Raw genomic sequence first — 26,228 nt, 5'->3', positions numbered from 1 at the left:
CTCATGTCTAAGCTCTCATACTCCCAACTTCATGACCTTTTGAGGATAATAGAGCTGTACAATGAAGGGGCAAGCCTCAAGGAGGTTTCAAAAAAGCTCGGCTTGAAGCCATCGCATATTTCACACCTTATTTCGAAAGGGTTTGAGAATGAAGTCTTATTCAAATACTACAACATTCTAATGAAGCCCTTGGGATCGCGGCGACCCACATTCTTGATGATTGAAATGACACAAAAGGCAGAGGTATCAGCTTGCATTGATAATAAACGTCGAATCCTTTCTATCTATTATTCATTTAGTAGAAAACCCTTGTTAATAATGTATATTTTAGAGCGAGCCCCCATCCCCGAGGAAGTCTTAGAAATAAATACGCAGATTTGCAACATAGTTTTTTCCGGTACTGTTGAAGACGTCATCATCCCCCTGGAAAATTACACGGAGCGGAGAATTGATTTTAAGTTGATCGATGAGTCTCAGCTTGTTCCTCCTAAAGACAGCATTGATGAATTAATCATATTTGAAATGTACAATCTATTCAACCCTCCACTTCAGGGAGATGTTAGAGTCACAGATATACTAGCCCATATCTCGAAGAAATATATGCTTAAGAACATATTGTTCCACTACTACAACCATGTGAAAGATTTGACGTATCCCAGACTCATCTACAGGACGGGAGGGGTTTATTCCCTCGCCAGAATAGTATCTCCTACAATATCGCTCATGAGCAGGCTTGTGAATACGATGTTTAAGAATGGCCTCTTAGTCGGGGTTGACCAGATCAATTTGTTGAGTAAGCAACCAGCCATTGCAGTACTACACGGATGGTTCGATCCGTTCAAACTTAACGACCCGAGAGTACATCATGAAACTATTGAAAGTTCTACCTACGAGATTTATCCTTATATTACTCTTCTCGAATAGTCATAAGTGGAAGATAAAGATGAAGAAGTTAGAGGAGATTGTTAAAGAAGTACTGGCTATATCCGCAGATTACCGGGAACTATCAGAACTGATAGAAGAGTCCATCGACGTCCTCTGGAAGAGTTCTGGGAACTTCGTTTTTCACGAGCCCGGTGTGGTCGAAATCAAAAGAGGTGTTAACTTACACATTATTGGAGACTTACATGGAGATATTCACTCACTACTCAATATTTTAGAGAAAAAGTATGAATTCTTGAAGGAAGATTCTCATGTATTCGTCTTTCTCGGAGATTATGTTGATAGAGGGGACTACCAGGTCGAGACCCTTGCGGCCATCCTTTACCTAAAAACTAAATACGAGGATAAATTTATCCTCCTGAGAGGGAATCATGAACCGCCTGCTTGGCTCATACCTCATCCTCACGATTTTCCATCCATCTTGGCAGCCAAATATGGAGATAAGGGTGGCGAGTTGTATAGCTTGTTTCAGAAGCTTTTCGAAAAACTCCCTCTGGTCGCCTACGTTCAAGGAGAGTTGTTAATGCTCCATGGAGGACCTCCCGTTAAGGTCTTGGAAACAGATAGTTTTCGCGACGCCTTCTCTTTGGACTCTAAGGTATTTCACCCTAAGATAATCGAGGAAGTCCTGTGGAACGATCCTATAGATCTAAACGTGGATTTTCTGGAATCTCCACGCGGGGCTGGAAGATTGTATGGCAAAAAAGTAACCGCCCGCGCTCTAAATCTGATAAGAGGTAAGTATATTGTGAGAAGTCATGAGGTAGCCTATGGATATAATACTTCACACGAAGGATTAGTTATAACGGTTTTCGACGCGGCCATCCCGTATGGACTAGACGTTATTGGGGTAGTTGAATACGTTTACAATCCACAAGAGGATAACTACAAGTTAGATCTCGCTAAAATTCGCGTCGAGTATTGAAAAATACGGTTTATAAACTGGTATTCTTTTAATGGGTTATCGGGTGGCACTGTTGGATAAAGTCGAGGAAGAATCCATTGTCGAAATGGTGGATGAGGTCATCGGCGACATTCTCGAGGAATTATTGGAGAGGTATTATGGCGACAGTCTAGAGTCCGAAGAAGACTATGAAGAATTATTAATAACGATTGTGAACTCTGTTAAGAAAGAAGTATTTAAGGGCCGGGGAGACGTCTCCGATATCAGAGAATTCTTACTAAGACTCAGAGATAAACCTCAAATAGCCAAACTAATATTGAGTTATATCATAGGAAACTATCTCGAAAAATCAGGCGCCCTGGCCAGACACGCCCGAATACCTGAGGGCGTTTCCATCTAACCCTTCTTCAGGGTGTTTCTAATTCCTCGTCCTAGGAAAACCGAATCAAAAATCCTACGGGAGAAGAGTGGAGAGGAGGCTCGACGAGGCGATGCTAAACCCGTAGTCGCTAAAAAGAAGACTTCCAAAACATTTTCAATCGATGATTTAATATCAAAGTATTCCAAGGATGTTTTAGAGTTCCTTGGGTTGAGCGAATTAAACATTCCTGAGGAATTGAAGACCCAAATATCCCGCGAGATAATAGAGGCAGTTACAATGGGTTATTCGACTAAACCAGATGGTGAGACGATTATTAAAAGGATTAAGAGAAATCTAGAAGGATTCTACGAGCTTATTGCTCATAGAATCATAGAGGCTTCAGATGATCTCGATGAAAAAACCCTGGAATACGTGGTTTATCGCGGCGGGAGAGCTATAATCCCTAACATATCGAAACTATATTCTCTATCCCGTAAATACGGGAGGGAGGAATTAATCATGATTCTTCAAACCATTTGGAATAAGAGCGTATCGAAAGACTTTATTCAATGCCCACATTGCGGGTTTAATAGCTTAGGAAGCGATCTTTCCTGCCTCGTGTGCGGAAGGATTGTGAACGAGCAATACGTTAGGTCTCAGCTAGATTTTAACAACAAATTTAAATTATATGTTGAATCGGCGAGCGTTGCTGAATTGAGGAGCGTGCTGGAGATAGGGTATGTTTTAGCAAACTCAAGCGGCGTCTTCTCACCCCGCTCGAAAAGCGTAATCCCCGGTAGGATTTACTATTTGATTCACTTAAAGCCCTCCGATATTCACTTCATAGTGGAGAGTATAAACGAAAGGGATGTCAAGATCTAAATCAATCCTTTGGCGTTAAATCATATTCGAGCACGTATTCCTTTAGAGTTGAGCGTTGAACGTATGCCCCGTCTTAAAACTTGAAGATTCAACTCCTTGTCTTTGAAAACCCCTTTTTGCTCAAACACTATAGACCCTTTATAGTAAACTCGAACAATAGGGGTTTGCGATAGTTTTTCACCCAAGATGTCCTGCCTCGTAGCATCCACTCTGCAAACGAGAATGTTCGGATCTATTGTTTTCTCGAGCTCCCTTATTACTTCGGAAAGAATAAAGCTCTCATCATCGTCTGGAAGGTAGTATTCTATTATAACTAGATCATTAGACATCAAGGCTCTTTCTAACTCTTCTCTACTGGTTAGCTCGTACATTTCGTTCACGCGGTCACATGCTTGTTTACCTCTTTGTTTTAACCAATCTTTAAAACTAACTTCTCACACGATTCCCATGGATACGAAAAGTTTATATAGAAGCCCTTCTGTCTATTTAATAATGGATTCTAGTCAATGATTAGGTGAGCATGAATGGCGATGTATGGAATACCTGTACTTGTATTGAAAGAGGGAACTAGAAGAACGATAGGTAGAGAGGCATTAAGAGGAAATATTGCAGCCGCTAGGGCACTCGCCGAGGTTTTAAGAACCAGCCTTGGTCCACGCGGATTAGATAAAATGCTGGTCGATAGTTTTGGAGATGTTACAGTTACTAATGATGGAGCCACCATTGTCAAAGAAATGGAGGTTCAACACCCTGCAGCTAAACTCCTTGTAGAGGTTGCGAAGGCTCAGGACGCCGAGGTCGGAGATGGGACAACCAGCGCTGTAGTCTTAGCTGGAGCCTTCTTGACGAAGGCTGAGGAGCTTCTCGATCAGAACATTCATCCAAGCATAATAATTGAAGGATACACCAAGGCGTTAAGAGAATCCCTCAGGTTCTTAAGTGAGATAGCATACAAGGTTGAGCCAACCGATAGAGAAGCTTTGAAAAAAGTTGTCATGACCACGATCTCAAGCAAGTATATTGGAGGAAATGTGATTTCAAACAAGCTTGCCGACATGACTATCGAAGCGGCTCTAACAGTGGCCGAGTCAAAGGAAAACGGAACTTACGACTTTAAGACGGATGATGTGAAAATTGAGAAGAAGAAGGGAGGAAACGTTATCGACACTCAACTGATAAAAGGCATTGTAATCGATAAGGAAGTAGTCCACCCCGGCATGCCCAGGAGAGTTGAGAATGCTAAAATAGCCCTGCTAGACGCAGCCCTAGAGGTGGAGAAACCAGAGATAACAGCGAAAATAAACATCTCTAGCCCTGAATTAATCAAAGCATTCCTTGATGAAGAAGCAAATCTATTAAAAGAAATGGTTGAGAAGATTGCTGCTTCAGGGGCAAACGTCGTCATATGTCAGAAAGGTATTGACGAAGTGGCTCAACACTTCCTCGCTAAGAAGGGCATCATGGCTGTGAGAAGAGTGAAAAGGAGCGATCTAGAGAAGCTTGAAAGAGCCTCTGGCGGTAAAATAGTGAGCAGTGTCAGAGATTTGAAGCCGGAAGACCTCGGATATGCCGCGCTCGTCGAGGAGAGAAGGATAGGTAATGATAAGATGGTGTTCATAGAGGGGTGCAAGAACCCGAAGGCTGTCACTATCTTGATAAGAGGAGCGAACGATATGGTCATGGATGAGATTGAGAGAAGTCTAAAGGACGCGTTAAACGTACTGAGAAACGTTATGAGGGTTCCTAAGATAGTTCCAGGCGGCGGTGCCGTAGAAATCGAGCTTGCCATGAGGCTAAGAGAGTTTGCTGCTAAGGTGGGTGGTAAGGAGCAGCTGGCTATCGAAGCCTTTGCATCAGCTATCGAGGAGATCCCGCTGATTCTTGCAGAATCTAGTGGCAAGGACCCGTTGGAGACACTGATGAAACTCAGGCAACTTCACAGCGAAGGAAAGAAGTATGCTGGAATAGATGTGGTCACCGGAGAGGTTAGGGAGAACATGATTGAGGTTAACGTTATTGAACCATTGCTGGTCAAGGAGTCGATGATAAAGACGGCCGCGGAAGCAGCCATAACCATCATGAAGATAGACGACATAATTGCCGCCAGCCCAGTAAAGAAGGAAGAGAAGGGTAAGAAGGAAGGCGGAGAAATGCCCTCGCCCGGGAGTTTCGAGTAAGTAGAATAAACTAATCTTTTTCCCAAACACTATGTTTGGATTTATAAATCCTATACATCATTTTTGAATATTGCCCTGCTTTTGAAAGGTGTCTTGGGTAATGAGCGTAGATGTTCAGAAGATATATTCACAGGTGTTTGCCTCACGGCTTACGAGATTTGAGCTTGCTAGAGTAATCGGAGCTAGGGCCCTCCAGCTGTCGCTTGGTGCTCCCCCTCTCATAGAGGTTAGCGAGTTGAATATTAAAGATCCCGTTGCCGTAGCCATATACGAGTTGTTAAAAACAAGCTTACCTATGTCTATTCGTAGGAGGATTGAATATGGAAAATACGAGCTCGTACCAGTCAGCAGACTCCTCACGCCTGATGTTAGAAAGTATTTATCAACAATTATCGAGACGTGGAGTATCAGTAGTAGGTCTTAGCGAGTATCAGAGTGTTTATGGAAAAGTATACGACTTCTACATTGACCGACCACTCGATAAGGATAGTTTCCGGTTATTGTATAGGTTTTTCGTTGAAAACTATCGTTACATGATCACTCAGTTGAAAAGCGATACTCCAATTCTGCGGTTCCTGCCCATTCCAAGTAAAACTATCCCGTTTAAACGATTTTTAACCATGTTGACCGTGATAACTGTTGGCTTGACAGGGTATGGGTTAGCAAGCGGCTTCCTGGATATTGCTTCGAAACTGGGTTTATCAACGGGCTTAGACGTTTATCTAACAACCCTCTTATACACTCTTCTATTCCTCGCCGCACTGGGATTTCACGAGTTCGGACATATGGTATCTAGTAAGAGAGAAGGGGTTCTGATAGAAGGACCAATATTCATTCCAGCTCCTCCAATACAACTGGGTTTCATAGGAACTTTTGGAGCTTTAATAATGATGAAAACTATTCCGCCATCCAGAAGGGATCTCGCGAGACTTGGAATTTCAGGACCATTATTCGGAGTGGTGGCTGGAGCATTGATAGGGATCGTGGGAGTTTTCAACTCAATATCTATTCCATTAGAGGATGCGACAAAATTGGCGGAGGCAGGAGAGATTGGTTCGATCCCTATAACAACGCTGGGACTGGAGCTGTTGTTGAGGCTGAGACCTTTGGAGAGTGAAGTATTGTTGATTCACCCACTACTATTTATCACTTACATAATATTCATTGTCACATTCCTCAATCTCCTTCCAATTGGTCAACTCGACGGGGGACATGTATTGAGGAGCTTGTTATCGCCGCGAGCTCATGAGAAACTGGGAAACATAGTTATTGTCTCACTAGCGTCAATTGGAGTTTTTCTTATACTAGCGAACTATTCTGCCGGGTTCTACTACTTAATGCTATCTCTTGTGGTACTACTCTTGAAAAGGTTTGTGGCTAAAGGACAACATCCAGGGAGCGCTGACCATTACGACAATGAAAGGCCGTGGTTTTACTTAATTCCTTATATCGCTATGCTAATTATTGTAACGCCCATACCAATAGGGTGAGGAGTGAGTACCGACGAGTTTTCAACGGGGATCCATGATTGTATACTCGCTACAACAGGATTCCTCGGAATGAGGTTTTTCAGAAAACAGGAGATATTAGCCTTTGGGAGCTAAAGGGCAAGGTTTTAGTTATCGCTGAAAAACCCAAGGCAGCTAGAAAGATTGCTGAGGCCTTGAGCTCAAGGTACTCGGTTAAGAGAATTAACGATATTCCCTACTTCGAGATTCAAAATGGATTACTCCAGGTGTTGGTGGCTAGTTCTGTCGGTCACTTATATGGTTTAGTGACGAGAGAGGAGGGTTACCCAGTCTATTCGTATGAGTGGGCTCCCCTGTACGCCGTTGAGAAAGGAAAAAGTTACGTATACAAGTACTTGGATGTTCTACGAAAACTTTGCAGCAATGCTGATTACTTCGTAAATGCCTGCGACTATGATATAGAAGGAAGCGTGATAGGATTTTTGATCATAAAGTTCAATGGAGATCCCAGTAGAGCCTTAAGAGCCAAATTCTCAAGCCTCACCTCTATGGAGCTGAGAGAATCCTTCAAGAAATTATCTAGACTAGATTATGAAATGATCGAAGCGGGTCTTTGTAGACACGAGCTGGATTGGCTGTGGGGAATAAATGTTAGTAGAGCCTTGATGAAGGCCGTTGAAGGAGCATCGCGTAAGAAAATCATTCTCAGCGCTGGGCGGGTTCAAACGCCAACTTTAAAATACGTAGCTGATGTCGAAGTAAATAGAAATTTATTCATACCAACACCCCTGTACAACATAGGGGTAACCATTGAAAAAAATGGAGCTAGATTAGATTTAGACCTAATTGGCAAGGCTCCTGAAACAAAGAAGGATGCTTATCTACTGGCTGAGAAGATAAGAAAAGAGGGCTTCTTAATAGTTAAGTCTTACGAAGAGTATAGGACTAATATATCTCCTCCCCCGCCCTTCAATCTCGGGGACCTACAGGAGGAAGCTGCTAGAATATATGGCTTTAGCCCTTCTAAAACACAAACGATTGCAGAACAACTCTACCTTGACGCATTAATAAGTTATCCGAGAACAAACAGTCAAAAACTGCCTCCAACCCTAAACTATAAGGAGATCTTCCAGAAACTATCACAAATAAGAAACTATGCTTCCTTAATATCTGAACTCTTCAAGGAGACAAAGGGTTTTTTAAAACCAGTGGAAGGTAGCAAGGAAGACCCAGCTCATCCTGCCATATATCCGACAGGCGTGCAACCATCTCAGCTCACCAGCGAACAATGGGCCATATACGATTTAATTGTTAGAAGATTCCTAGCAGTATTCGCAGGCAAGGCCATAGTTGATCATTCGATTGTAAAATTTACTTTACCTGGAGAAAGTTTGATGTTCCAAGCAAGTGGTCAAAGAATTGAGAACCCTGGATGGTACAAGTATTACCCGTATCATAAGCCCAGCGTGAGGGAGATACCGAGATTTGTTGAAGGAGAAAGGGTCAGGGTTGACGATGTTACTGTTAAAAAATCTTACACTAAGCCTCCACAGAGAATAAGCAAGATCGGTATGTTGAGGTGGATGGAGAGTGTTGAGATAGGGACAGAGGCCACGAGGGCTACGATAATTGAAAAACTATTCGAGAGAAAATACTTGGTTAACACGAGTCGAGGTGTTGTTGTAACAGATTTGGGACTGGGAATCGTCGAAACCCTTGAATCATTCTTTCCCGAACTGGTCAAGGTGGAATTGACAAGGCATTTTGAAAAACTAATGAACGATATAAGGAAGGGTGTAGTTAGTAGAGAGGCTGTAATAAAAGAAGCTAGACAAACTCTCGGAGAGTTGATCAGGAAGTTTGACGAGAATAAGGCTAGAGTGGGTGAAATACTAGCTTCGAGGCTGGGTTTTACAACGCCTTCTAATAAGTGTAAAATATGTAATAGAGAAGCCTACCAGGATAATTTATGCAAATACCATTATAGAGCCAAAGAAGTAATTGAAACAGTTTATCAAGAGTGGAGAATTAAAGAGGAAGCCTCCTTTTCCGAGTACCTAGAGAGGATTAGAAGGCTTAAGTCGACTGGCAAATGGGTATTGGATGTAATAGAGTTCGAGCGTAATCTAGCTGGTCAATGATTGTTAATTAACTATTTCCGTCTCATCATATTAATGAGGAACGAATCTCCTGGAACCATAGAGATATGTAACCTAGATATGGTATTTTCACAACCATGTCATTCAAGCTGAGAACCTTTCCGACAACTCTATTATAGCTAACCCCGAGCGGTTGGTTTCCAACGAGATCGAAATAGATAATGTCGGGACCGTAATTGTTGTCTCCTTTTGTGACGTAGTAGTAATTGCCTCCAATAATCTTCACGTCGACAACTCTATGTATGATTAGCTTGTTAGAGGAAGCTCTGAAAACGATGACGTCTCCAATATTAATCTCAGAGGGGGATGGTCTGTACGTGAATACGATATCGCCTTCTCTGAGGACTGGTAACATGCTTTCGCCCTTCACAACGGCTAAGGGGGCTTGAGAGCCTGTTATGGTTGAAAGGATTAAAGGGTTTGCAATGATAATTACTAGTACTAGTGCTATGATAAGCTCCAATAATGACACGTACGGCTTTAACCTGGAATAATTAATCCTTTTCATTAAGAATGTCTGATATATCAAGCACGATCTCCTTTGTCTCTCTCTCCTCCGGCTCGCCTTCCAGAACTTTCTTGCTTCTACCTCCTTCGATTTCGAGGGAACTACCGCCAACCTTCAACTTACTAATGGTTGTTTTCCACTTATATCCACAATTTCCACACTGTACAACGCCCATTACCGTGATAGTGATTCTCCCCCGCGCATCTGGAATAGGGGCTACTAGTTGCCACGATTTCACCACGTTTATATTGGTTGACCCGCACCTAGGGCATTTTAGATTGTTGTTTCTCCCGGGATCACTCACGCGAATCACCAGCTGATCTCTAATACATATGTCGCGAGGATTATTAAATATGGAATTGGTGTTAAAATCGTTCTTAGAAAACTCTTCTTGGATCGAGAGTAATATGCGAGCAGTAAGAGCCCCGCCGCGACGGCCGTTAAAGCCTCCACTGGTGGAGTGTTTTGCGCCGTTTTAAATCCTATGAATAAAACAGATGAGACATAAAGTAAATGGATGATTAAATTGTAAATCAAAGGACTCTTGATCTTATTGAACAATAAACCAGTTGTTAAAACCCACGCCGCGTAAGGGATTATGACATATAAAGTTAAACCTATAATCTGGTTCAATGATTAATCCCTCATGGTGAGTTAATTGTACATTACCACACATATATATGATGAATCTTTCGCTATTAAAGACGTTAAGGCAAGACTCATTCTCGATAGTCGGGGCAACCCCACTATCCAGGTTAAAACAATCACTGAAGGACTGGGCGTCGGCATCGCCAACGCTCCAAGTGGTGCTTCGACGGGCGTCCACGAGGCCGTTGAACTACGCGATGGTGGAAAAGAGTACAAGGGAAAAGGAGTTTACAAGGCTGTTGAAAACGTTAACAAAATACTTTCACCTGCTCTGATCGGATTGGACTCTCGCAGGCAAAACGTTATCGACAGGAAGATGATAGAGATCGATGGTACTCCCAATAAGGGACGAATAGGGGGAAACGCTATTGTGGCTACTAGCCTCTCAGTAGCGAAAGCGGCTGCATCTACCATGGGTCTCCCGCTCTATGCCTATCTAGGAGGTTATGTAGCGGATACACTACCGGTTCCAATGCTAAACATAATTAACGGAGGAGTTCATGCTGGAAACAAGCTGGATTTCCAAGAGTTCATGATAGTTCCCGCTGGCTTCAGCTCGTTGAAGGAGGCTATAAGAGCGGCAGTTGAGGTGTATTTTGATTTAAAAAAGATTTTAAAGGAAAAATATGGTCCCCAAGCAGTAAACGTTGGTGATGAGGGGGGATACGCTCCTCCTCTGGAGAAGGTGAGAGACGCGCTTGATCTTATAATGGAGGCTATAAAGACGGCGGGATACGATCCGTGGTCTCAAATAGCGTTGGCACTGGATGTTGCAAGCAGCCAGTTTTACAGGGAGGATAAAGGAGTCTACATTCTAGAAGGTTCCGAGTTCAGTAGGGATCAGTTAATAGAATTCTACGAAAAGCTAATAAGCGAATACCCGATAGTCAGCATAGAGGATCCGCTACATGAGGAGGATTTCGAGGGATTTAAAGAAATCACTGCCAGGTTTGGGAGTAAAATACTTGTTGTTGGAGACGACCTGTTCACTACGAATCCAACAAGGTTTAGGAAGGGTGTGGAGTCAAAGGCGGGAAATGCTATATTAGTTAAGGTCAACCAGGTTGGAACACTTAGCGAAACTCTCGAGGTTGTCAAAATGGCGCAAGCAAATGGATACAGGGCAATAATAAGTCATAGAAGCGGTGAGACCGAGGATACTTCAATAGCTGACATATCCGTTGGACTGTGCACAGGCTTAATAAAGACTGGTGCACCAGCAAGAGGTGAAAGAACTGCTAAGTATAATCGTTTACTTGAGATAGAAGAGGAGCTTGATAATCCAAGATACCCTGGATTCAGCGTCTTTCTAAGGAAACCCTAGAAGGCTAAAATCAGGGATAATATCCTAATTTAAAAACTTTTTAAGCATTAAGGGATTAACAGCCCAACGATCATCAAGCTTATTGCTACGACTAGTGTGAACTTTAAGAATTGACCCGGCGTCATATTCGGAAGCATTTTGATTGCTCTAACCAGTAACGTTACTACGAAGCCCATGAATATTGTGAACACTATTATAAATCCTATGAGAAATAATATTCCTCCAACCCCGGTTATCTTGTCGACTACCCCTCCTATTGCAGTGAATATTCTTGCAGCGTCCTCAAACCCCATCCATGATCCCCTGTTCACACATCCTATTAGATTGGAATTTAAAACCTCGGACACATATAGCCTATTAAGCTTTCTGTTTATATAGTGGTTAAACCTTACATTGTCTCGATGATGAGGGTTAAAAGCGTGGAAAGCCGATTGGCGATGCCAGCTACCAGGCTTCTGATTCAATTATCCTTGTGCTCTTATTCAATTTACTATTGATGTATGAGGAACGGATCAACGGGGCTGGGGATTTTTAAAGTATTTACAAGGTATTACCTCAACGGTGGATCTAATGATAGGCGTGAAGGTTGAAAACATAGATGAATACTTGGGCAAACCAGTTAACGATCCATATGGCCGACGAGTAGGGTATTTAATAAGCTTCTATAGCGACTCTGATGGTAACATTACTTCGTTAGAGGTTAGCATTGGAGATTTTGAATTCAAACAGTTTCCAATAGATAGATTCAAGTTTGAGAATGGCAACATAGTGTTGCTATCAGAGTGGGAGTACAACGCTCTTGTAACTGAGAATAGGTTGGAGAGGTTAAAGAAAAGGATTGCTGCCCTTGAAGAATTGAATTCGCGTAAGGAAGTACCAAAGCATGCCTATGAGGAGTATAGGAAACGACTTGATGAAACACTTATTAAAATAAAGGAGGAGTCAAAAGCTGTTAAGGAAATGTTGAGAAAGAGATTGCATGAGATAGAGGATATAATGGTTGAGCTCGAGAAATGCATGACCAACTTGAAAGTCAGTTATATTGGTGGGGAAATCCCAGAGAAATCTTATAAACTGGCTGCAGACCTTGTCAGGAAAAACATGGACGTGATCTTATTGGAGAAAGAGAGCGTGAAAAAACACCTGGATCGAATAGAAGCTTTGGAGAACCTGCCAGTTGATGTTATTGTAAAGAAAGAAGGTTCGGTCGCTATACAGCAGGACACTCAGCAACCAATGCAGGTTGTTGTTTTAGAGGGTTAGTATTACCCCGTTATTATTCATCCCCTTATTTAAAAACGTTTTTCATGAGCATCTTTTTACAGGTTTGCACTGGGGTATAACACATGTCTGCCTCGGTTAGTTATTCAAGGATCGGTTTATGGAGCAAGATAACAGGTTTACTGAAAGCTAGAGATCCCATGAAGAAAAGCATTCTAGAGTCGGTTGCAATGATGGATAGAATGATTAGAACAATAGAGGCTTCGAAGAAAAGTCTCGAATCAGTTCTCGAGGAACATCAAAAAAGAGCTAAGCTCTTGAGCAATGAAAATGATAAAGAGTTTCAAAACATAATAAACGAAGAGATAAACAACATAGTTGGCTATAAGACTCTGTTCGAAAAAGCCATTCTCGACCTCGCTAGAGTCAGGTATAGATTAGAGACTTTAGCGTACGTTGAAGAACCTATGAAGGATCTGCCTGGAGTAATGGAGGAGCTCCAGAGAATAGAGCCCGAAGTGGCTAAGATTGCTCCCGATCTACTCAACCAGCTGAGAAGCCTGAGGAAGAAGGTTGAAGACATCTTAATAGAAACCACTGCAGAGCCTCTGCCCTCACACATGTTGGGGAAGACTCCGCATTCGGTACGGCAGGGTAGTTCTCAGCAGTCCTTGAAGAGCATTGAAGCCCCACTACTCCCGCCCCCGCCACCTAGCGAGTTAAAAATACTGGAGAGTGCTGTTCAAGCCGGCGGGGAACCAAAGGTTGAGGTAAAGGAACAACAGCAAGCATTAGCTATTAAGAAGACGGAGCCGGTTGAAGTCCCCGTGAACGTAGTCGAGCAGTGGCTGCTTGATGAGCTAAGGGCCAAGGGAGGAATACTCGACATAGCTACGTTCACTAGCAAGTATAGAGTTAGGAAAGAAGTCGTTTACGTTGCCTTAAGGAATCTCGAATCCAGAGGTCTCGTTAAGTTAAAACGCTTCTAAATTCAGGGTTTTTTAAACCCGCTTCGACGGTGATCGCTATGAGCATGCAGTACTTAATAGATAAAGGCACGGAATACGCGCATAAAGCAGTAGCAGCTGATAAGAGCGGAGACTATGAGACGGCAATAAAGTACTATAAAGTCGCTATAGAACTGTTCACAAAATACTTAAAACTCTACCCGGATACCGCGATGAGCGATTTCTACAAAGAACTTGTCGAGAAATATAAGGAACGAATTAACATGCTTTCAAGAGCTCTCGACAAAATGCAGAAAATAGGTGGAGAAACGAAAACCAATGATAGTGACGCGGATTTCGAAATACTAACCCCGGATAGGAGAGGTAATAAGAAAAAATTCGACGACCTAGTAGACTTGGAAGAAGTTAAAAAAGCCTTGAAGAAGGCAGTTATCTACCCGGTTAGGACCCCTGAACTTTATCCTCTAGGGTGGCCAAAGGGAATATTACTCTTCGGCCCACCTGGTTGCGGGAAGACTGAGATCTCGCTGGCCTTGGCAAACGAAGTAAACGCGGTTCTGATTAACGTAAGCCCTGCTACAATTATGAGCAAGTGGTTGGGTGATGCTGAGAAAAACGTTAAGAAAGTCTTCGATAAAGCACGAGAATTCGCTTCCGGGGGGACACCTGTCATAATCTTCATAGATGAAGTAGACGGTTTGCTCCAAGTATACGGTAATGAAATCGGCGGGGAAAGCAGAATGAGAAACCAATTCCTTCAGGAGATGGATGGTTTGAAAGAGAAGGAGAACAATCGGTTGCCATTGTTTATAATTGGAGCGACCAATAAACCATGGAACTTGGATATAGGGTTTATAAGAAGATTCGAGAAGAGAATATATGTTCCTCAGCCTAATAGAGATGTGAGAAAGCAATTATTCATTCACTACATTAGTAAATTGAAGGAGGTATATCCAGTTGAAAACGTCGACTATGATAAACTCGCCGATATCACGGAGTACTACACGCCTGCCGACATAGCTAGTATAGTTAAGGAAGTTCAGAACAATGTAGCTGAAGAGATCAATGAAACCATCCTCGGGAAAGGAGATAGAAAGGAAAAGGTTGAGAGACCAATATCTACGGATGACATTATAAAGGTGGTTCAAACGAGAAAACCAAGCATAGATCCCACATGGTTGGAATCCTATCGAGAATGGATGGAGAGGTACGGCGCACTCTGAGCATGCTATCATCATTCTTATCTCTCAAAAATTCGCAGACACCGGGGAAATAAAACAGAGTAATGTGTTTTGAAAACTTTTTGATGACAACCAAATAGCTCGAGTTAAAAGAATATAAAATTTATGAGAACTTAAAATAGTTTTGAGCAATGAAGAAAGTCGTGCCATATCGACTCGCCGGATGAACTACGTACTCCGGGGTAGCTGAGCTCTTTTAGGCGTGTTTTCTTTAAAATCGTCTTTAACTTGATATATAATAGATACAGTTTGTGGTGGATTACGTGTTAGCACGTCCGAGGAGAACGATTGACTTCAACTACATGCAAATCCACGAGTATTATGACGCATATGCTACTCCAACGCCTAAATATATGATATTGTGTTTTCCAGATGCCGGCTTGGTTTCATCGATTGCTTGCCGGCACTTGGTAATAGAAAAGAAGCTAAGTTTGGTGGGTGAGGTAGACTCTCATGTATACCTGCCTCCGATATCGGTTATCCACGAGTCATCCCCAATAAGTCCCGTTCAAATGTACATGCCAGAGGACCGAAGCTTCCTCCTCTTGCTATCTGAAATCCCGTTGCAACCAGCAAGTATTCACCCTTTCATTAATAGCATACACAGCTATGCCAGCGATGTGGGCATTGAATACATGTTGGCTGTTACAGGTCTGGCTGTGCCCAACAGGCTTGAAATAGAGAAGCCTCAGGTTTTCGCGGTCTCAAGCAAGAATGAGCTGTATTCTCTTGTTAAGGATGCAGGAGTTGAAGAGTTGAAAGAAGGCTTCGTAGTAGGACCTTACGGTGTCCTGCTCAAGGAGGGTAGGAGAAGGGGGATTCCAACCATGGTGTTAATGGTTGAATCATTTCTCGACATCCCCGATCCCGAGGCGGCTGCGCTCGGCATTGATGTGCTAGGTAAGTTGATCGGGATTCAAGTGGATATTCATAGATTACTCGAGGAGGCTGAGTTGATTAAGTTGAGGACAAGGGATCTAATGGTACAGACAAAGAAGGCGATGATAGACATGCAGAAGCAAATGGAGAGGCAAATGCCTCTAATGTATATGTAGGGTGAGGGGGATATGAGCTTCGACGATGTTTTCGAAAGATTTAGAAGGAAAATGCGTGACCTTATCCGGGAGTTCGAATCCGGATTCGAAGACATGGTTCAATTCTCCACTGGGATTATTGAACCCTTATATACAGTTTCCGAGTACCCAGATAGATATGAGATAATGCTTGATCTTCCCTACGGCGATTTGAATGCTTTATCCATTAAGATTTCAGAGTCTGTGTTGAAGATTGAATGCGATCTTGTTAAAGAGATTAGGTTTGAGAAGTGGAGCATACATAGGAATGTTTCACTGAAGAGATACAAGGTTGAATTGAAGATACCCCACGACGTTGATATTTCTAATGCAGAAATAATTAGGGATGTTGGTAAACACTTCATAAAGGTGATTCTTCCGAAGAAAAAGTGAGTTAAGACTCGGGATGTAAGGGATGGTAGAATACATTGTTGGCATCGATGAAGCGGGCAGAGGACCTCTTATAGGAGACATGGTTGTTGCTGGCGTGATGTTGAACAAGAGTTTTATCAAAGATGTGAGTGATGAGGTTAAGATAAAGGATAGCAAGCTCATGGATCCGGATGAGAGGTTTAATTCGTTCAAGTCTGTCATGAGTAAGCCTATTTCATTCTTCATAGATTTTTTACCACCAGCGAGCATAGATCGGGAAAACATTAATTTGTTAACAGCTCAAAGCGTGGTTAGAATCATACGTTTTTTCAGCTCATTAATTAATCGTGAGAGAAGTTATTTTATTGAGATATACGTTGACGAGGTTAAGGGTATACATAAGATCATTGAAAAGGAGTGTAGGAATATTTTCGAGAAAAATTTTTCATTAAAAATCGAACCAGAGGCGGATTCAAAATATCCTGTTGTATCCTTGGCGAGTATTCTGGCAAAGGTTTCAAGAGATGTCAATATTTCAGCAAGCCGTGCAATCGCAGGTGATTTTGGATCTGGTTATCCGGCCGACTCCAGGACTAGAGATTGGCTTAAGACAGTCTTTAATGGTTATACGAAACCCCCCTTCTTCATAAGGAGATCATGGTCTATTTTGAAAAACGAGGCACCTGAATGGTTTATTGAAAAGAGAAAGAAATCTAAGACTTTATGGGATTTCATAGGAGTTAAGGGTTAAAGAATGCCGACGAATCTTCCCGCTGAGGCAAAAGCCAAGTGGATTAAAGTAATGGAGGCCAGGACGACTGAGGAGAAAATCGCCGCTCTGGAGGAATTTTTGTCTAGCGTTCCAAAACACAAAGGGACAGAAAATCTGAGGCATTGGGCCAGTCGTAGACTCGCCGAGCTTCGGGAAGAGTTAGAGCAGAAGAAAAAGAGGCGAACAGGCGGAGGATTGAGCTTCTTCATTGAGAAGGAGGGATCAGCTCAAATATGTGTTGTAGGACCACCTAATTCGGGAAAAAGCCTGCTGGTGAACAAGCTTACAGGAGCCAAGACCGTTGTGGCGGATTACGAGTTCTCCACGATTTTTCCCGTGCCAGGTATGCTGAGGTATGAAGATGTATTGTTTCAATTAATTGATACGCCCCCATTGGCTCTAGGAAGCAGAATAGTATCCAAGATAATTGGTCTAGCTAGAAACTCCGACGCCTTACTGATCGTTCTCGATGCTACTAGAGACTTAAATCAGCAGTTTGATACATTGAAACAATTACTCGAGAGTGAGGGCATCTTACTATCTAAACCTAGAGGTCGCGTGGTTATAGAGACTTTTAGATCAGGAAAAACGGGTATCAGAGTTACATTAATGGGGAGGTTGCTTGATGGAACAAGCGACGATGTGCGAAAACTCTTGGAGAGCTATAAGATATACAATGCACACGTTAAAATATATGGCGAAGTATCCGTAGACGATGTCGAGCAAGCCTTGTTTGAAAACATAACCTACAAGCCCTCCATTGTTTTTATCAATAAAGTGGACCTAAGACGCCCAGATGATAGTGATATAAACGAGCTACGCAAACGGTTTAATGGACCAATAATCATCGGGTCAGCAGTTAGCGGCCTTGGCCTCGACAAGATAGGTCATGAGATATTCAACTACCTCGAGTTGGTGAGAGTTTATACAAAAGCCCCTAATACTCCTCCCTCACAAAAGCCCCTCGTACTGCGGCGGGGCGCTACGATCCAGGATGTAGCGTTAAATATCCACAAGGATTTCGTTGAAAGGTTTCAATATGCGAGAGTATGGGGTCCATCGGCGAAATACCCTGGTGAAAGAGTAGGGTTAGAACATGTTGTTGAAGACAAGGATATTGTAGAGATCCACATAAAGGGGTGAGATGATCAACACTCGAGGATCCTGAGTCCTGACACTCGCTTAACAAACCGTGTGAACGCTTCAAGCCTACCGGCTTCATCGCAAACTACAACGTCATCCGGCTTGGATAACGCGAACAATTTTAAAGAATCTTCTTCGGGAAAAGAGGAATTAAATACGTAAAGCTTGCCAGCGAAGCCTTTGGTTAAAAGCTTCTTATTTACTAGGAGCTTTAAAGTTTGCATATCTGTTACAAATATCTCATTTTTAAAATTATTGATCAAATCCTCCGCCTTTCTAAGCTGGTCTCCATCATTAACTGAGATCAATACTAGACTAACCACTTATAACCCCTTCCTGAAATACTAAATTAGTGTGATTTAAAAAGGTGATTTATAAAACGGGAGCACTAATGGTGCTTATTGATGAGCATTCAATCCCTAGTTGACATGATCATTTCTAAGGGGTATCAAGTGCAGGGGATTGGAAATAAATTGAGAATTCTACACCATCTCCTCCCGGTCTACCTTGATATCGTGTTTGGTGGAAACAGAGTCGTAATAAAACTCTCCTATGATAGTAGCCTAAAGGACTTCCTGGAGGATTTGGTTTCGTCGGGGAGCGATAATGTTGAGGACCTGGTAGAAGATGTTATAAGCGAATTCAATGAGCTTACGGCAGGCTTGTACAAATGGTTTAAGGAGAACGGTTATGAGATCAACATTAAATTAAGAGAGGGGGAGATTGATATTATAGAGTTGCTTGAGGACTTGATCGAGGTTTCGGAGGAGTGAATATGTTTAAAAGTAGCTTGTTCGGCACGGACGGCATAAGGGGAGTTATAGGCGACCTGACCCCCGAGTTTGTTGCTAGGGTTTCTCAAGCTATAGGGTCGTTTTTCAAACCCGGTTCGAGAATACTCGTAGGGAGAGATGCTAGATCCGGCGGGGAAGCATATTCCCGTATCGTTACAGGGACGCTGTTATACTTTGGACACAAGGTTTACGACGCTGGACTAACCCCCACTCCTGCATTACAATACGCGGTTAAAGCGTTCGGCTTTGACGGCGGAGTGATGATTACAGCTAGCCACAACCCTAGGGAATACAATGGGATTAAGGTCATCGGTCCCGATGGAATAGAGCTAGATAGGGATAAGGAGAAAGAACTTGAGGAGATTTTTTGGGAGGGGAGATTTAGGAGCATTGATTGGAGGGCAGCGTATCATTCAGTGGAGCCTTATAGAACGGTTAATGAATCATACGTCAACGCGGTTGTGGGTCAAGTCGATAGAGAGTTAATCTCATCTAGAGGGTTTAAAATACTAATAGACCCTGGAAACAGTGTCGGTGCGTTAACAACTCCCGAGATAGCCAAGAAATTAGGGGTTGAATACGTCGTAGTCAATGGAAACCTTGATTCATGGTTTCCCAGTAGAAATCCTGAGCCAACCCCTGAAAACATCTCAGAAACCGCTGAAATAGTCAAATCGTTAAAATTGAATTTCGGGGTTTCACACGATGGTGATGCGGATAGGTCGATCTTTATAGATGAAAAAGGAAGAATTCAATCGGGAGACAGGACTGCAACGCTCCTAGCCAAATACTTGAGTGTTGAGAGAGGAGAGCGTGGAAAAGTATACACGGCAGTCTCGTCCAGCATGATCATTGAGGATGTAATGAAGGAGCTCGGTGTTGAAGTTGTATGGCTAAAGGTTGGGAGCGTCGATATCGCCCATACAATGAAGAAGAGCGGGGATGCCTTATGCGGCTTCGAAGAGAACGGGGGCTTCATGTACCCTCCTCATCAATACGTTAGAGACGGAGGCATGACATTGGCGTTAGTCTTAGAGATGCTTGCAAGATACAAGGTATCTCTCTCAGAGCTTTATGATTCGTTACCATATTACCATTCCATAAAGACAAAGTACAGGATGTCAAGGGATAAAGCATTACTCGTTGTCGAGCGCGTAAAAGAAGAGTTTAAGAATGAGAAGCTTTTACTAATTGATGGGGTCAAAGTCATTGCAAGGAACTATTGGATCCTAGTGAGGCCGAGCGGAACTGAACCATTATTAAGAGTAATGCTGGAGGCTCGAACCGAAGAAGATGCTAAGAGTATATTTGAGAGAGTGAGCAAGATAGTAATGGAGGTTGGGTTAAATTGATGCGATATTGGGGCATCGACTTCATCAGATGTGTGCACTGCAAACACTATCCGTTGAAAATAATAGTAATTGATAAAGAAGTTCAAAACGTGGATACCTCAAGTTTAGACTTCCCATTATGCAAATCTTACTGCGCTTACCTGCAAAAAGAGGTTAAACCATCCGAGGAGTATCCGTGCAACGAGTGTGTAAAAATCGGGATCAAAACGGGAGTCTTGTTCTGCCCCAATTGCAATAGGTGGTATCCTATTAAAGAGGGCATAGTTTACTTGTTAACTGATAACAGGAGGAAAGCTGAGACTGATAAAAGTTTTCTCCAAACATATCGTGATAAACTTCCACCGGATATTGTCGAGAGAGGGAAGCCGTATAATCTGTCATCATAGAGCCTTTACGAAGAGTCACCTGGTCATTCATGTGTTGGTGGGATATTGGGTTTTCAAGACGTTCTTCCATTGACTGGATAAGTATAAAGTAGGTGTAAATTATAACATTGTATGGTGGTATGCATGAGTGATTTGTTTTCCAGCCTAGACATGTGGGTTAAGCGTCAGAACGAAGTTAAGAGTTTGTTCGAAAAGGCTGAGTCAGACTATCGGGATGCCGACAGACTGACCTTAATTACGCTGTCTAGAGCCGCATTTCAACACATGATGCGAACCATTGAAGCATTCGACCAGTGGCTCAAAGATCCGATGATAACAAACCACATGCCTCGTGAAATGCTGATTGAGTTGTGGGAGAAGCTTAGACAACTATTATACGAGCTAATAGAGCTAGACATAGAGCACACGAGTAAATTCAGCGAGCACTTGAAGATTCTTGCCTCTGAGGGTAAAATAAATCCCCTGTTTGGTTTTGAGAAGACGGAGAAAGAAACAAGGAGATCCCCGGTTCAATTAACGATATAAATCTTCAGATCATCTCCTATTCTGCTTTTTCAGTCTTATATCTACTTCAGCATCAATCGGGAGAATCTTTGGTTTGGCTTCCTCAATAGCTTTATTCAAGATATTCTTCTCTTCCTCGCTGAGAAATGTCATGGCCTTGTTGAGGAATTCCTTTCCTAAGCCTGTGACGACTATTTTTCTGTTGGGGAGGGATTCGACCAGGCCCACGTATTTTAAACTAAGTATCTCGTTCAAGAGTTCCTTTGAAGTGGGAACGCCCCCAATAGTTGTGAATGAATACTTTAAATCGGCCCCGGACTCCTTCATATAGTGGAGAAGGTACTGCAGGGCTTTTTCACTAATACTACCCACCGAATTTATCACGTATAACAGTTTGAGAGCCCTGGGGTTTTTCTCGACATCTGATAAAGTGAATACTTGTTTTGCAATGATCTTTACCTCCTTACTTTTCTCGGTTGGAGTTGGTTGCGCCTGTTCCTTGGGCATTGATAACACCTCAATAGTGGAGAATCCTGTTAATCGTATGGCCATTAACTACTAATAAATATATCTTGAAATAATCTTTCTAACCTCATCGAGACTATAACCGTTCATGATTAAGACTGAAGCTTTATAACTGATTAGTTTCCGGGAAGAACCAGATTGATTTCCGAAAATAACCTCGTTCAACAGTTTTTCCACTTCATGCTTGTTACTAGGCTCCACGACTCTTTCAATCACATTTGATACATCCGTGAGTAGTTTACTGAGCTTTTCACGGTATTCTCTGGAGCGCATAGAGAACGCTATGTATATGTACGTAACGGATGATATTATGATCAATAAGTGTATAACGATATTGTTCAGGGATGATAACCCAGTGAATCCTAATAAAATGATCACATTGACTAGTGAAGCGATGATGACAGTGGCGTATGCTCCAATCACGTTGAAGAATGTTAAACCGACCCCGAGTGTTCCGAGTATCAATGTTATGATATTTCTATCAACGGGCTCGGCTATGAAGCTGAGAACGTATACCACAATGGAAAGATATACTGGCAGGGATAGCTGAACCATTTCTTTTTTATGGTAGTTTTTAGCGCTTCCAACATAAAATCTTAGAGCGGAGTTGATCTCGCGGAGAAGGTAATACAATTCTATGTCATTGGTCTTGTTTTTCAAGTACTCCTTGAGTTCGTAGAGTTTAGCAAGGGTAGAGTTGAATGAATAGTATAAAACACCATTTATGATTGGGGGAAAATCCACGGTCTCCAGCGAAGAACTAAGAGCTTTCAATTCTTCTACTTCACTTCTCAGAGCTTCCCTCTTCTCTAGCTGTTTTAACACGTCCTCGACGTGTTTCTTAAGAATCTCGTTCGGAGACGTCATCTCTTCTGCACTTCCAACTTAGTTATAGCTTAAACATTTATTCTTTTTTAAATCTCTCTACTCTAAATTGAATTTTGGAGAGCGCTCAAAGTGATCAGAACAGCGATGATGAAATATGTGTTTTGAGACCTTAGGGGCTGGGGTTGATGATATGTTCAGCGGCTCTGAGTTTTACGGTTAAAAATCACTCATTAGATTATAATAATTAAACAGCCGGTGGAGGTATATGAGCGAGATCAAGATCGAAGCCTTTAGACCGAGAAGAATAAGCGCTCATAGTCACATCAGAGGTTTAGGACTCGACGAAAATGGAAAAGCTGTCATGGTTGCAGATGGATTGGTGGGTCAGACAGAAGCTAGGGAAGCAGCCGGCATCGTTGTTAAAATGATCAAAGAAGGACGCATCTCTGGGAGAGGTATATTGCTAGTCGGTCCCCCGGGGACCGGTAAGACGGCTCTTGCAGTCGCAATCGCTAGGGAGCTGGGCGAGGACACGCCATTTGTGATTCTCAGCGGTAGCGAGGTATATAGCACTGAAAAGAAGAAAACCGAAGTTTTAATGGAAGCTGTTAGGAAATCCCTTGGCGTCAGGCTAACAGAAAGGAGACTGGTTTATGAGGGTGTCGTGAAGAACGTCGTCATTAGAAGGGCTAAACACCCCCTCGTTCCCTATTTGACCGTCCCGAGGGAGGCCAAAATAACTCTGGCCACAAGGGATGAGGAAGTCACGCTCACTGTACCCGAAGAAGTTACACAGCAAGTCATTGAACTAGGAATTAGGAAAGGTGATGTAATATGGATTGACGCCCAGACTGGGAGAATACATAGGGAAGGGAGGGTTAAGGAATTCCAGGATGTACGTACCTATGATGTCGAGACGAAGAAGATCGTTGAAACACCTTCGGGACCTGTGAAGAAGGAGAAGGAAATCGTGAATGTCCTAACATTGCATGATCTCGATGTTTATGTTGCTGCACAGAGATCCATAATCTCAGTATTTGGTTTAACCATAGAGCGCGAAATCCCTCCCGACGCGAGAAGGCAGGTTGATGAAACTGTGAGAAAATGGATAGAGGAGAAGAGGGCGGCTATAATTCCCGGCGTATTATTCATTGATGATGCTCACATGTTGGACATCGAAGCATTCAGCTTCTTGACCAGAGCCATGGAGAGCGAGTTTGCCCCTATATTGATTTTAGCTACTAATAGGGGAGTGGCAAAAATCAGGGGAACCGACATGGAATCGCCTCACGGTATGCCCCTAGATTTGCTAGATAGGTTACTGATCATTCCCACCCGTCCCTACACTCCAGAGGAGATCAGGGAGATTATCAAAATAAGGGCTGAAGAGGAGGATGTAGAACTAGACAGTAATGCTCTAGAGAGGCTTGTCGAGATCGGATCTAAACACAGTTTAAGATATGCAGTCCAGTTAATGGAGCCTGCGAGAATTCTAGCCGAGCAGAGAGGTGATTCCAGGATAATGATCGAAGATATCGAGAAAGCGAGAAAACTCTTCATAGATGTTTCGGCGAGTGTTGAATATCTGAGGGAGTATGAAAAACTGTTTCTAAAGTAATATTCGAGGGTTGTTTTTGGAGGATTTTGAGAAAATAATAGATGAGCTTAGAGAATGGTATAATCGAATTCCGAAGCATTTTGAAGGAAGCATATTGGGCTCCATGACTACTTGGCCTCATGAGATAGGAGTCTATGCTTACCAGCTATTTATGCATGTCAACGGTAATGATCCCATTCTGTTTCCGATAGTTAAAGATGCTGAACAATACCTTATTCAGACCATTGGAACCCTATACGGCTCTAGACATGGATTGTTCACAAGCGGGGGAACAGAGTCTAACATTTTGGCTTTGCTAATAGCTAAGAGGGCGAGTAGAGGCAAGGATAACGTGGTCGTCGCGCCCTCAACGGTTCATGCATCAGTTGATAAAGCGTGTATTCTCATGGGCTCCAGGCTTGTGAAGATACCCGTCAGCCCGACGGACCCCGTGGATCCCGATTTAATGGAGAAGTATGTTAGAGATTTCAATCCTTACGCGATCGTTGTCACAGCAGGTACCACGGAGTTTGGGGTTGTGGATAGAATAAAGGAGGTCTCAGAGATCGCTCTTGAATACGATGTTTTCCTTCACGTTGATGGAGCGTTCGGCGGCTTGATTGTTCCATTCCTCTTCAAGCATGGAATGCTTGATGAAACAATTTACTTCCATCCCGGAGTCTCTAGCGTGTCAGTGGACTTACATAAGAATGGAAGAGCCCCCATTCCCTCCAGCTTACTCTTTGTTAGGGACGAGGAACTCCTGAATCATGCTTGTTTCGAAATGGAGTATCTGCCTTCGGGAATTAATTGTGGATTGCTTGGCACTAGGCCGGGCGGCTCGCTGATCGCTTCATGGGCTGTGGTTAAGGCAATAGGTTTAGATGGTTACGAAAAGCAGGCGCTTAGCCAACAGAAAATAGCACTTCATCTTTACGAAGAACTGACTAAAAGACCCTTCGTGGAAGCATACAAACCCATCCTGCCTATCGTGGTATGGAGGTCTCGCGTGCTAGATTATATTGAATTAATTAAAATGCTTATGAAAGAGAAAATCTTCCTATATAAATCTCCTTCGCTCAAAGCTGTTAGAGCTGTTATAATGCCGCACGTGAGCGAAAGCCATGTCCAGACATTGATCAAGGCTTTAGAGAAAATACATGGTTGGAGTGGTGGCATGTGAACATAGGTTTGCTCTATAAGAGCTTGACCCCGAGAGACATCCAGGTACTAAGAGCTATTGAAGACCTCTCCTCTCGGCACGAGTATGTACCCCTTGAAAAAATAGAGAAGAGGACTAAGATACTGGAGGAGCATTTAACGCTTGTTCTAAGTAAGCTTAATAAACTTAGACTTGTCAAGCGGGAGACCATTGGTGGATACAAGAGCTTCAGGATGACCACCCTAGGATACGATATGATAGCTATAGATGAGCTCGTGAAAAAGAAGGTTCTAGTGGCACTTGGCGATAAAATAGGGGTTGGAAAAGAAAGCGAGATCTTTGTGGGACTATCAACCGGAGGGGAAAAGGTTGCCGTGAAGTTTTTAAGAATAGGCCGCGCTAGCTTTAGGAGAACGAAAATATTGAGAGACTGGTCCAGGGGTCCTCGTTCTACATGGTATGAGCAATCAAAAATAGCCGCGGAGAGAGAGTATAGGGCTCTTAAAGAACTCGTACTGGTGAGAGCAAAAGTTCCCACCCCTTATGGATACAACAGGCATGTCGTAGTTGTCGAGTATTTAGAGGGGGTTGAACTGTATAAGAGGCCTCAACTCAGCGATCCCGAGGCTGTTTTAAATTTAATACTCGATACGTTGAAGACAGCTTATCAAGACGTGGGAATAATTCACAGTGATCTAAGCGAGTACAACATACTGATTAACCTTGATACTCAAGACCCTTACATAATAGATTGGCCTCAATACGTTTACAAGGATCACCCTTCATCCTTCGAGTTATTGAAAAGGGATGTTGAATATATCGTCAGGTTCTTTAACAAAGTTTACGAGGTAAGCTTAACCACTGATGAAGCATTAAAGAAGATAATAGGGTCCTAGACATTATAATAACTCGTGGC

The 26,228-nt window shown here is 42.8% G+C and carries 31 protein-coding genes; 23 read left to right on the top strand and 8 right to left on the bottom strand.

The window, feature by feature from the left end; translation table 11 throughout:
* The first annotated feature begins 3 nt into the window (after window positions 1-3).
* From QXH45_04970 to QXH45_04955, 4 genes are read left to right on the top strand one after another with little or no spacing between them, the layout of a single operon-like run.
* Entirely contained in the window at window positions 4-924 is a 921-nt protein-coding gene (locus tag QXH45_04970; protein MEM2078601.1) for a helix-turn-helix domain-containing protein, read from the top strand.
* A 19-nt stretch (window positions 925-943) separates the two neighbouring features.
* Complete coding sequence (locus QXH45_04965; protein MEM2078600.1) at window positions 944-1,867, top strand: metallophosphoesterase family protein; 924 nt, start codon at window positions 944-946, stop codon at window positions 1,865-1,867.
* A gap of 52 nt (window positions 1,868-1,919) precedes the next feature.
* On the top strand, window positions 1,920-2,246 hold the full coding sequence (locus QXH45_04960; protein ID MEM2078599.1) for a hypothetical protein: 327 nt from the start codon (window positions 1,920-1,922) through the stop codon (window positions 2,244-2,246).
* A gap of 12 nt (window positions 2,247-2,258) precedes the next feature.
* Window positions 2,259-3,089, top strand: a complete 831-nt coding sequence (locus tag QXH45_04955; protein MEM2078598.1) for a hypothetical protein — start codon at window positions 2,259-2,261, stop codon at window positions 3,087-3,089.
* Window positions 3,090-3,109: 20 nt separating this feature from the next.
* On the opposite strand, the gene QXH45_04950 is transcribed toward QXH45_04955, so the two are convergent.
* Window positions 3,110-3,460, bottom strand: coding sequence for a thioredoxin (locus QXH45_04950; protein ID MEM2078597.1), 351 nt, complete (start codon window positions 3,458-3,460; stop codon window positions 3,110-3,112).
* A 153-nt stretch (window positions 3,461-3,613) separates the two neighbouring features.
* Here QXH45_04950 and thsA point away from each other — a divergent pair, with 153 nt between their 5' ends.
* The 4 genes from thsA to QXH45_04930 all read left to right on the top strand — a co-directional run bounded on the left by thsA (window position 3,614) and on the right by QXH45_04930 (window position 8,876).
* The gene (thsA, locus tag QXH45_04945; GenBank protein ID MEM2078596.1) at window positions 3,614-5,266 is read left to right on the top strand and encodes a thermosome subunit alpha; all 1,653 of its coding nucleotides are present in this window, start codon (window positions 3,614-3,616) and stop codon (window positions 5,264-5,266) included.
* A gap of 100 nt (window positions 5,267-5,366) precedes the next feature.
* Window positions 5,367-5,690, top strand: a complete 324-nt coding sequence (locus QXH45_04940) for a DNA-directed RNA polymerase subunit K (GenBank protein MEM2078595.1) — start codon at window positions 5,367-5,369, stop codon at window positions 5,688-5,690.
* Window positions 5,632-6,756 (top strand): site-2 protease family protein, encoded by a 1,125-nt coding sequence (locus QXH45_04935; protein ID MEM2078594.1) that lies wholly within the window; start codon window positions 5,632-5,634, stop codon window positions 6,754-6,756. The genes QXH45_04940 and QXH45_04935 overlap by 59 nt, the downstream gene beginning before the upstream one ends.
* A 38-nt stretch (window positions 6,757-6,794) precedes the next feature.
* Entirely contained in the window at window positions 6,795-8,876 is a 2,082-nt protein-coding gene (locus tag QXH45_04930) for a DNA topoisomerase I (GenBank protein MEM2078593.1), read from the top strand.
* A gap of 25 nt (window positions 8,877-8,901) precedes the next feature.
* Here the strand turns inward: QXH45_04930 and QXH45_04925 are convergent, their stop codons facing one another.
* Genes QXH45_04925 through QXH45_04915 form a run of 3 tightly spaced genes read right to left on the bottom strand, consistent with a single transcriptional unit; the run spans window position 8,902 to window position 10,035 of the window.
* Window positions 8,902-9,402: a signal peptidase I gene (locus QXH45_04925; protein ID MEM2078592.1), complete on the bottom strand. Its 501-nt coding sequence runs from the start codon at window positions 9,400-9,402 to the stop codon at window positions 8,902-8,904.
* Window positions 9,389-9,706 carry a chromatin protein Cren7 gene (locus QXH45_04920; protein MEM2078591.1) on the bottom strand — a complete coding sequence of 106 codons (318 nt, stop codon included), beginning with the start codon at window positions 9,704-9,706 and terminating at the stop codon, window positions 9,389-9,391. Before QXH45_04920 ends, QXH45_04925 begins: the two co-directional genes overlap by 14 nt.
* A 5-nt stretch (window positions 9,707-9,711) precedes the next feature.
* Window positions 9,712-10,035 carry a hypothetical protein gene (locus QXH45_04915; GenBank protein MEM2078590.1) on the bottom strand — a complete coding sequence of 108 codons (324 nt, stop codon included), beginning with the start codon at window positions 10,033-10,035 and terminating at the stop codon, window positions 9,712-9,714.
* A 25-nt stretch (window positions 10,036-10,060) separates the two neighbouring features.
* Here QXH45_04915 and eno point away from each other — a divergent pair, with 25 nt between their 5' ends.
* Complete coding sequence (gene eno, locus QXH45_04910) at window positions 10,061-11,374, top strand: phosphopyruvate hydratase (protein ID MEM2078589.1); 1,314 nt, start codon at window positions 10,061-10,063, stop codon at window positions 11,372-11,374.
* 47 nt (window positions 11,375-11,421) lie between these two features.
* Here the strand turns inward: eno and QXH45_04905 are convergent, their stop codons facing one another.
* The gene (locus QXH45_04905) at window positions 11,422-11,667 is read right to left on the bottom strand and encodes a hypothetical protein (protein MEM2078588.1); all 246 of its coding nucleotides are present in this window, start codon (window positions 11,665-11,667) and stop codon (window positions 11,422-11,424) included.
* A 277-nt stretch (window positions 11,668-11,944) separates the two neighbouring features.
* Between QXH45_04905 and QXH45_04900 the strand changes: the two genes are divergently transcribed.
* The 7 genes from QXH45_04900 to QXH45_04870 all read left to right on the top strand — a co-directional run bounded on the left by QXH45_04900 (window position 11,945) and on the right by QXH45_04870 (window position 18,164).
* The gene (locus tag QXH45_04900; protein MEM2078587.1) at window positions 11,945-12,637 is read left to right on the top strand and encodes a CdvA-like protein; all 693 of its coding nucleotides are present in this window, start codon (window positions 11,945-11,947) and stop codon (window positions 12,635-12,637) included.
* A gap of 83 nt (window positions 12,638-12,720) precedes the next feature.
* Window positions 12,721-13,584 (top strand): hypothetical protein, encoded by an 864-nt coding sequence (locus tag QXH45_04895; protein MEM2078586.1) that lies wholly within the window; start codon window positions 12,721-12,723, stop codon window positions 13,582-13,584.
* 38 nt (window positions 13,585-13,622) lie between these two features.
* On the top strand, window positions 13,623-14,786 hold the full coding sequence (locus QXH45_04890; protein ID MEM2078585.1) for an AAA family ATPase: 1,164 nt from the start codon (window positions 13,623-13,625) through the stop codon (window positions 14,784-14,786).
* A 281-nt stretch (window positions 14,787-15,067) separates the two neighbouring features.
* Window positions 15,068-15,859 carry a PAC2 family protein gene (locus tag QXH45_04885; GenBank protein MEM2078584.1) on the top strand — a complete coding sequence of 264 codons (792 nt, stop codon included), beginning with the start codon at window positions 15,068-15,070 and terminating at the stop codon, window positions 15,857-15,859.
* A gap of 12 nt (window positions 15,860-15,871) precedes the next feature.
* The gene (locus QXH45_04880) at window positions 15,872-16,270 is read left to right on the top strand and encodes an Hsp20/alpha crystallin family protein (GenBank protein MEM2078583.1); all 399 of its coding nucleotides are present in this window, start codon (window positions 15,872-15,874) and stop codon (window positions 16,268-16,270) included.
* Window positions 16,271-16,292: 22 nt separating this feature from the next.
* The gene (gene rnhB, locus QXH45_04875) at window positions 16,293-17,000 is read left to right on the top strand and encodes a ribonuclease HII (GenBank protein ID MEM2078582.1); all 708 of its coding nucleotides are present in this window, start codon (window positions 16,293-16,295) and stop codon (window positions 16,998-17,000) included.
* Between the two features lie 3 nt (window positions 17,001-17,003).
* Window positions 17,004-18,164, top strand: a complete 1,161-nt coding sequence (locus QXH45_04870; GenBank protein ID MEM2078581.1) for a GTP-binding protein — start codon at window positions 17,004-17,006, stop codon at window positions 18,162-18,164.
* A 5-nt stretch (window positions 18,165-18,169) separates the two neighbouring features.
* On the opposite strand, the gene QXH45_04865 is transcribed toward QXH45_04870, so the two are convergent.
* Window positions 18,170-18,487 carry a hypothetical protein gene (locus QXH45_04865; GenBank protein ID MEM2078580.1) on the bottom strand — a complete coding sequence of 106 codons (318 nt, stop codon included), beginning with the start codon at window positions 18,485-18,487 and terminating at the stop codon, window positions 18,170-18,172.
* Window positions 18,488-18,568: 81 nt separating this feature from the next.
* On the opposite strand from QXH45_04865, the gene QXH45_04860 reads away from it, so the two are divergent.
* The 4 genes from QXH45_04860 to QXH45_04845 all read left to right on the top strand — a co-directional run bounded on the left by QXH45_04860 (window position 18,569) and on the right by QXH45_04845 (window position 21,221).
* Complete coding sequence (locus QXH45_04860; GenBank protein ID MEM2078579.1) at window positions 18,569-18,937, top strand: hypothetical protein; 369 nt, start codon at window positions 18,569-18,571, stop codon at window positions 18,935-18,937.
* 2 nt (window positions 18,938-18,939) lie between these two features.
* Window positions 18,940-20,310, top strand: a complete 1,371-nt coding sequence (gene glmM / locus QXH45_04855) for a phosphoglucosamine mutase (protein ID MEM2078578.1) — start codon at window positions 18,940-18,942, stop codon at window positions 20,308-20,310.
* Window positions 20,310-20,696, top strand: coding sequence for a Trm112 family protein (locus QXH45_04850; GenBank protein MEM2078577.1), 387 nt, complete (start codon window positions 20,310-20,312; stop codon window positions 20,694-20,696). Before glmM ends, QXH45_04850 begins: the two co-directional genes overlap by 1 nt.
* Before the next feature lie 123 nt (window positions 20,697-20,819).
* A complete protein-coding gene (locus QXH45_04845; protein MEM2078576.1) occupies window positions 20,820-21,221 on the top strand; it encodes a DUF2153 domain-containing protein in 402 nt (133 codons plus the stop codon).
* A gap of 9 nt (window positions 21,222-21,230) precedes the next feature.
* Here QXH45_04845 and QXH45_04840 read toward each other — a convergent pair whose 3' ends face one another.
* Both QXH45_04840 and QXH45_04835 read right to left on the bottom strand, forming a co-directional pair.
* Entirely contained in the window at window positions 21,231-21,707 is a 477-nt protein-coding gene (locus QXH45_04840; protein MEM2078575.1) for a hypothetical protein, read from the bottom strand.
* A gap of 51 nt (window positions 21,708-21,758) precedes the next feature.
* Window positions 21,759-22,592 carry a hypothetical protein gene (locus tag QXH45_04835; GenBank protein ID MEM2078574.1) on the bottom strand — a complete coding sequence of 278 codons (834 nt, stop codon included), beginning with the start codon at window positions 22,590-22,592 and terminating at the stop codon, window positions 21,759-21,761.
* 226 nt (window positions 22,593-22,818) lie between these two features.
* Between QXH45_04835 and QXH45_04830 the strand changes: the two genes are divergently transcribed.
* The 3 genes from QXH45_04830 to QXH45_04820 are packed head-to-tail and all read left to right on the top strand — an operon-like array spanning window position 22,819 to window position 26,208.
* Window positions 22,819-24,171, top strand: a complete 1,353-nt coding sequence (locus QXH45_04830; protein MEM2078573.1) for a RuvB-like helicase — start codon at window positions 22,819-22,821, stop codon at window positions 24,169-24,171.
* Between the two features lie 16 nt (window positions 24,172-24,187).
* On the top strand, window positions 24,188-25,333 hold the full coding sequence (locus QXH45_04825) for an aminotransferase class V-fold PLP-dependent enzyme (protein MEM2078572.1): 1,146 nt from the start codon (window positions 24,188-24,190) through the stop codon (window positions 25,331-25,333).
* Complete coding sequence (locus QXH45_04820) at window positions 25,330-26,208, top strand: RIO1 family regulatory kinase/ATPase (protein ID MEM2078571.1); 879 nt, start codon at window positions 25,330-25,332, stop codon at window positions 26,206-26,208. Before QXH45_04825 ends, QXH45_04820 begins: the two co-directional genes overlap by 4 nt.
* Window positions 26,209-26,228: the final 20 nt, after the last annotated feature.

Origin of the sequence: Thermosphaera sp. (genome assembly GCA_038827615.1) — an archaeon.
Classification (GTDB): Archaea; Thermoproteota; Thermoprotei_A; order Sulfolobales; family Desulfurococcaceae; genus Thermosphaera.
Note: the sequence above shows the minus strand (reverse complement) of the source record. Positions and strands in the feature narration are given on the sequence as shown.

Excerpts from the sequence above, each read along its gene's own strand:
- QXH45_04970 (MEM2078601.1), top strand. The coding sequence starts at position 4 with ATGTCTAAGCTCTCATACTCCCAACTTCATGACCTTTTGAGGATAATA.
- QXH45_04965 (MEM2078600.1), top strand. The coding sequence starts at position 944 with ATGAAGAAGTTAGAGGAGATTGTTAAAGAAGTACTGGCTATATCCGCA.
- QXH45_04950 (MEM2078597.1), bottom strand. The coding sequence starts at position 3,460 with ATGTACGAGCTAACCAGTAGAGAAGAGTTAGAAAGAGCCTTGATGTCT.
- thsA (MEM2078596.1), top strand. The coding sequence starts at position 3,614 with ATGGCGATGTATGGAATACCTGTACTTGTATTGAAAGAGGGAACTAGA.
- QXH45_04940 (MEM2078595.1), top strand. The coding sequence starts at position 5,367 with ATGAGCGTAGATGTTCAGAAGATATATTCACAGGTGTTTGCCTCACGG.
- QXH45_04935 (MEM2078594.1), top strand. The coding sequence starts at position 5,632 with ATGTTAGAAAGTATTTATCAACAATTATCGAGACGTGGAGTATCAGTA.
- QXH45_04925 (MEM2078592.1), bottom strand. The coding sequence starts at position 9,402 with ATGAAAAGGATTAATTATTCCAGGTTAAAGCCGTACGTGTCATTATTG.
- QXH45_04905 (MEM2078588.1), bottom strand. The coding sequence starts at position 11,667 with ATGGGGTTTGAGGACGCTGCAAGAATATTCACTGCAATAGGAGGGGTA.
- QXH45_04900 (MEM2078587.1), top strand. The coding sequence starts at position 11,945 with ATGATAGGCGTGAAGGTTGAAAACATAGATGAATACTTGGGCAAACCA.
- QXH45_04895 (MEM2078586.1), top strand. The coding sequence starts at position 12,721 with ATGTCTGCCTCGGTTAGTTATTCAAGGATCGGTTTATGGAGCAAGATA.
- QXH45_04890 (MEM2078585.1), top strand. The coding sequence starts at position 13,623 with ATGAGCATGCAGTACTTAATAGATAAAGGCACGGAATACGCGCATAAA.
- QXH45_04880 (MEM2078583.1), top strand. The coding sequence starts at position 15,872 with ATGAGCTTCGACGATGTTTTCGAAAGATTTAGAAGGAAAATGCGTGAC.
- rnhB (MEM2078582.1), top strand. The coding sequence starts at position 16,293 with ATGGTAGAATACATTGTTGGCATCGATGAAGCGGGCAGAGGACCTCTT.
- QXH45_04870 (MEM2078581.1), top strand. The coding sequence starts at position 17,004 with ATGCCGACGAATCTTCCCGCTGAGGCAAAAGCCAAGTGGATTAAAGTA.
- QXH45_04860 (MEM2078579.1), top strand. The coding sequence starts at position 18,569 with ATGAGCATTCAATCCCTAGTTGACATGATCATTTCTAAGGGGTATCAA.
- glmM (MEM2078578.1), top strand. The coding sequence starts at position 18,940 with ATGTTTAAAAGTAGCTTGTTCGGCACGGACGGCATAAGGGGAGTTATA.
- QXH45_04850 (MEM2078577.1), top strand. The coding sequence starts at position 20,310 with ATGCGATATTGGGGCATCGACTTCATCAGATGTGTGCACTGCAAACAC.
- QXH45_04845 (MEM2078576.1), top strand. The coding sequence starts at position 20,820 with ATGAGTGATTTGTTTTCCAGCCTAGACATGTGGGTTAAGCGTCAGAAC.
- QXH45_04840 (MEM2078575.1), bottom strand. The coding sequence starts at position 21,707 with ATGCCCAAGGAACAGGCGCAACCAACTCCAACCGAGAAAAGTAAGGAG.
- QXH45_04835 (MEM2078574.1), bottom strand. The coding sequence starts at position 22,592 with ATGACGTCTCCGAACGAGATTCTTAAGAAACACGTCGAGGACGTGTTA.
- QXH45_04830 (MEM2078573.1), top strand. The coding sequence starts at position 22,819 with ATGAGCGAGATCAAGATCGAAGCCTTTAGACCGAGAAGAATAAGCGCT.